This is a genomic window from Streptomyces palmae (assembly GCF_004684805.1).
Lineage (GTDB): Bacteria > Actinomycetota > Actinomycetes > Streptomycetales > Streptomycetaceae > Streptomyces > Streptomyces palmae.
The window spans coordinates 1-4,026 of the sequence record NZ_SRID01000504.1; the positions used below are offsets into that span (position 1 = coordinate 1).

Consider the following 4,026-nt stretch of genomic DNA (forward strand, 5'->3'; position numbering starts at 1 on the left):
ACCACCGCCACCGCCACGACCACCGCCACCGCCACCGCCACCGCCACCGCACAGACCCTGGTGCAGGATCCGGCCATGTGCGGCTTCGACAACGCGCCCACCCCGCGCACCATCAAGGAAGGAGCCACCGGACCCACCGTCTCCGAGGCCCAGTGCCTGCTCCAGCTCTGGGGCTTCTCGGTGGGTCCGCGCGGGGTGGACGGCGTCTTCGGCCCCCTCACCACCCAGGCCGCCAAGTCGTTCCAGTCCAGCCGCAACCTGACCGCCGACGGCGTCATCGGCCCCGACACCTGGTTCTGCCTGCGCGACGGCTGCACCAGCTGAGGCGTGAATCGTCCCTGGTCACCAACGTGAGCAGGACGTTAGTGGGGCGCCAGGACCGCGGCAGCGGAGCGTTAGCGGTGTCCCCCAGACTCATGGATGTCAGCACCACGCGGTGCGGCCCGAGAACCGGGCCGCACCACCAGCAATCGGGGAAAGCTCCAATGCGCAAGCTCGCCAACCGCACCGCCGTCCACGCCGTCGCCGCCACCGCCGTACTCGCCCTGGCGCTCACCGCCTGCGGCGAGGACGGCAAGGACGACAAGTCCTCCGGCGCCGCGGCCGACACCTCCAAGACGGCCTCCGCCCCGGCCAAGCCCGGCCAGGAGGACGGCACCGAGGGTTCGGGCGACGCCAAGGGCGACGCGGGCGTGGAGAGCGCCAAGGGCAGCGGCGCCGGCACCAGCGCGGCGAAGAGCACCGGGGCCGCCAAGAGCTCCACCGGAAGCGCCGCGGTGGCCGCCTGCACCACCAAGGATGTCAAGATCACCACCGCCGCCCAGGACGGCCCGCCGGTCACCCACATGCTGCTGACCGCGAAGAACACCTCCAGCCGCAAGTGCGAGCTGAAGGGCTACCCGCTGGTCCACCTCCAGGAGGGCCAGGGCGAGCTGGCGCCGGTCGCCAAGAGCAAGCCGCCGGTGCCGGTCGTCCTCAACCCGGGCGCCCCGGCGTACGCGCTGGTCAAGATGTCGGACGGCGGCATGGACGAGGACGTCGAGCCGGTGCTCGGCTTCTCCGTCTCGCTCCAGGGCAACGGCGGCATGGCCATCCTCAAGGCCCCGGGCGCGGGTTACGCCGTGGACGGCAAGAAGGCGGTCACCGGCTACTGGACCTACGAGCTGGCCAACGGCCGCGACGACTTCTGAGCCGAACACCCGGCTCGACCGAGCCGCGGAGTCGACGTCCGCCGACGACCGACTCCCCTCCCGCCCGCGAGGGCAGCCGGGGTGCCCCCTCCTCCCGCACCGGGAACGGCTGACCGCACCGGGCAACGCCTCAGGGCCGGACCACTGACCACGGTCCGGCCCTGAGCCATGCGCCCAGGTACGCGCTACAGGCGCGGGTCCACCGGCTCCGACTCCAGGGCGAGCACCGCGAACACCGCCTCGTGGACCCGCCACAGCGGCTCCCTGGCCGCGAGCCGGTCCAGCGCCTCCAGGCCCAGCCCGTACTCGCGCAGCGCCAGCGAGCGCTTGTGGCCGAGGTGGCGTACGCGCAGCCGCTCCAGCTGGTCCGGGCGGGTGTACTCGGGGCCGTAGATGATGCGCAGGTACTCCCGGCCGCGGCACTTGATACCGGGCTGCACCAGCCGGCCGTCCGCCATCCACTGGAACGCCTGGAGCGGCTTGACCACCATGCCCTCGCCGCCGGCCTCGGTCATCTCCAGCCACCAGCGCACGCCCGCCGCCACCGAGGCCTCGTCCGAGGTGTCCACGTACAGCCGCTCGGTACGGTGCAGCAGCCCGGCGCTGTCGTGCTCCACCAGCCGGTCCAGCCAGGCCAGTTGCTCGTCGTGCGGCACGGTGGCCAGGTTGCGGCCCTCGGCGGCGAGCAGCTGGAAGGGGGCCAGCCGCACCCCGTCCAGGCCGTCCACCGACCAGCAGTAGCGGCGGTAGGCCGTGGTGAAGGCGCCCGCGTCGGCCGCCCGGTCACGCTGCCGGCCCAGCAGCCCGCCCTCGCCGCCGACGCCCTCGACGCCGCGTGCCGCGGCCGCCTCCAGCGCGGCCAGCGCACCGGGGAAGACCGCCCCGGAGGCGGCGCCCACCGCCGCGTACTGCCGGCGCAGCAGTCCGGTGGACTTCAGCGACCAGGGCAGCAGTTCGGCGTCGAGCAGCAGCCAGTCGGTGCCGAGTTCCTTCCACAGTCCGGCCGCGGTGACGGCCTCGCGGACCGTGGCCAGCACCTGCTCGGTGACGGCCGGGTCGTCGAAGAAGGGGCGTCCGGTACGGGTGTGCAGGGCGCCGGTGACGCCTCCGGCCGCGTCGAAGCGGGTACGGGCCGTCTCCGCGTCGCGGCAGACCAGGGCCACCGCCCGCGAGCCCATGTGCTTCTCCTCGCAGACCACCTGGGAGACGCCCTCGGCACGGTAGGCGGCGAAGGCCTCCGCCGGATGCTCCAGGTAGCCCGGCTCCCGCGAGGTGGCGCACGGGGCCATGGTCGGCGGGAGGTAGGCCAGCAGCCGGGGGTCGACGGCGAAGCGGCTCATCACCTCCAGCGCCGCGGCCGCGTTCTCCTCCCGCACGGCGACACGGCCCATGTGCCGGGTCTCCACGGCGCGCCGCCCCATGACGTCGGCGAGGTCCAGCGGGCGGCCGTCCGCGCCACCCGGCGCCTCGTTGGTCAGCGGCCGGGTCGGCTCGTACCAGACCCGCTCGGCGGGCACCTCCACCAGTTCCCGCTCCGGCCAGCGCAGCGCGGTCAGCTTGCCGCCGAAGACGCACCCGGTGTCCAGGCAGATGGTGTTGTTGAGCCAGGAGGCGGTGGGGGTGGGGGTGTGGCCGTAGACCACGGCTGCCCGGCCCCGGTAGTCCTCGGCCCACGGGTAGCGCACCGGCAGGCCGAACTCGTCCGTCTCGCCGGTGGTGTCGCCGTACAGCGCGTGCGAGCGCACCCGGCCCGAGGTGCGGCCGTGGTACTTCTCGGGCAGCCCCGCGTGGCAGACCACCAGCGCCCCGCCGTCCAGCAGGTAGTGGCTGACCAGCCCGTCGAGGAACTCGGCCACCTCGGCCCGGAAGGACTCCTCCTCCTGCTCGAACTGCGCCACGGTCTCCGCGAGGCCATGGGTGAGCTGGACCTTGCGGCCCTTGAGGTAGCGGCCGAACTTGTTCTCGTGGTTGCCGGGCACGCACAGGGCGCTGCCGGCGGCCACCATGCCCATCACCCGGCGGAGCACCCCGGGGCTGTCCGGGCCGCGGTCCACCAGGTCGCCGACGAAGACCGCGGTCCGGCCCTCGGGGTGCACCCCGTCCACGTACCCCAGCTTGGTGAGCAGGGTCTCCAGCTCGGCGCGGCAGCCGTGGACGTCGCCGATGACGTCGAACGGGCCGGTGAGGTGGCGGAGGTCGTTGAAGCGGCGCTCGGTGGTGATCTCGGCCGCCTCGATCTGCTCCACCCCGCGCAGCACATGCACCTTGCGGAAGCCCTCGCGCTCCAGGTGCCGCAGCGAGCGCCGGAGCTCACGCTGGTGGCGCTGGATGACGCGGCGGGGCAGCGCGGCACGGTCCGGGCGCGCGGCGTTGCGGGCGGCGCAGACCTCCTCGGGGACGTCCAGCACGATGGCGATGGGCAGCACATCGTGCTCCCGGGCCAGCCGCACCAGCTGCTTGCGGCTCTCCGACTGGACGCTGGTGGCGTCGATGACCGTCCGCCGGCCCGCCGCCAACCGCTTGCCCGCGATGTAGTGCAGCACGTCGAAGGCGTCCCGGCTGGCGGCCTGGTCGTTCTCGTCGTCGCTGACCAGCCCGCGGCAGAAGTCCGAGGAGATCACCTCGGTGGGCTTGAAGTGTCGGGCGGCGAAGGTGGACTTGCCGGAGCCGGTGGCGCCGATCAGCACCACCAGGGACAGGTCGGTGACGGCGAGAGCACGCCGGTCGGTGTTCATGCGGCGGTCTCCTTCGGGGTCGCGGGGTCGGTGGGGGCGTCGGTGGCGGTGGTGGTCGGCTCGGTGGGCGTACGGCCGGGGGTGGCGGACTCGGTGGGCGT

The 4,026-nt window shown here is 73.5% G+C and carries 3 protein-coding genes; 2 read left to right on the forward strand and 1 reads right to left on the reverse strand.

Annotated features, from left to right (window positions below; translation table 11 throughout):
• On the forward strand, positions 1 to 324 hold a 324-nt coding region (locus E4099_RS30000; RefSeq protein WP_135342259.1), incomplete at its 5' end, for a peptidoglycan-binding domain-containing protein.
• A 161-nt stretch (positions 325 to 485) separates the two neighbouring features.
• Positions 486 to 1,190: a DUF4232 domain-containing protein gene (locus E4099_RS30005; RefSeq protein ID WP_135342260.1), complete on the forward strand. Its 705-nt coding sequence runs from the start codon at positions 486 to 488 to the stop codon at positions 1,188 to 1,190.
• 185 nt (positions 1,191 to 1,375) lie between these two features.
• Here the strand turns inward: E4099_RS30005 and E4099_RS30010 are convergent, their stop codons facing one another.
• Positions 1,376 to 3,925: a polynucleotide kinase-phosphatase gene (locus E4099_RS30010; RefSeq protein WP_135342261.1), complete on the reverse strand. Its 2,550-nt coding sequence runs from the start codon at positions 3,923 to 3,925 to the stop codon at positions 1,376 to 1,378.
• Positions 3,926 to 4,026 lie beyond the last annotated feature (101 nt).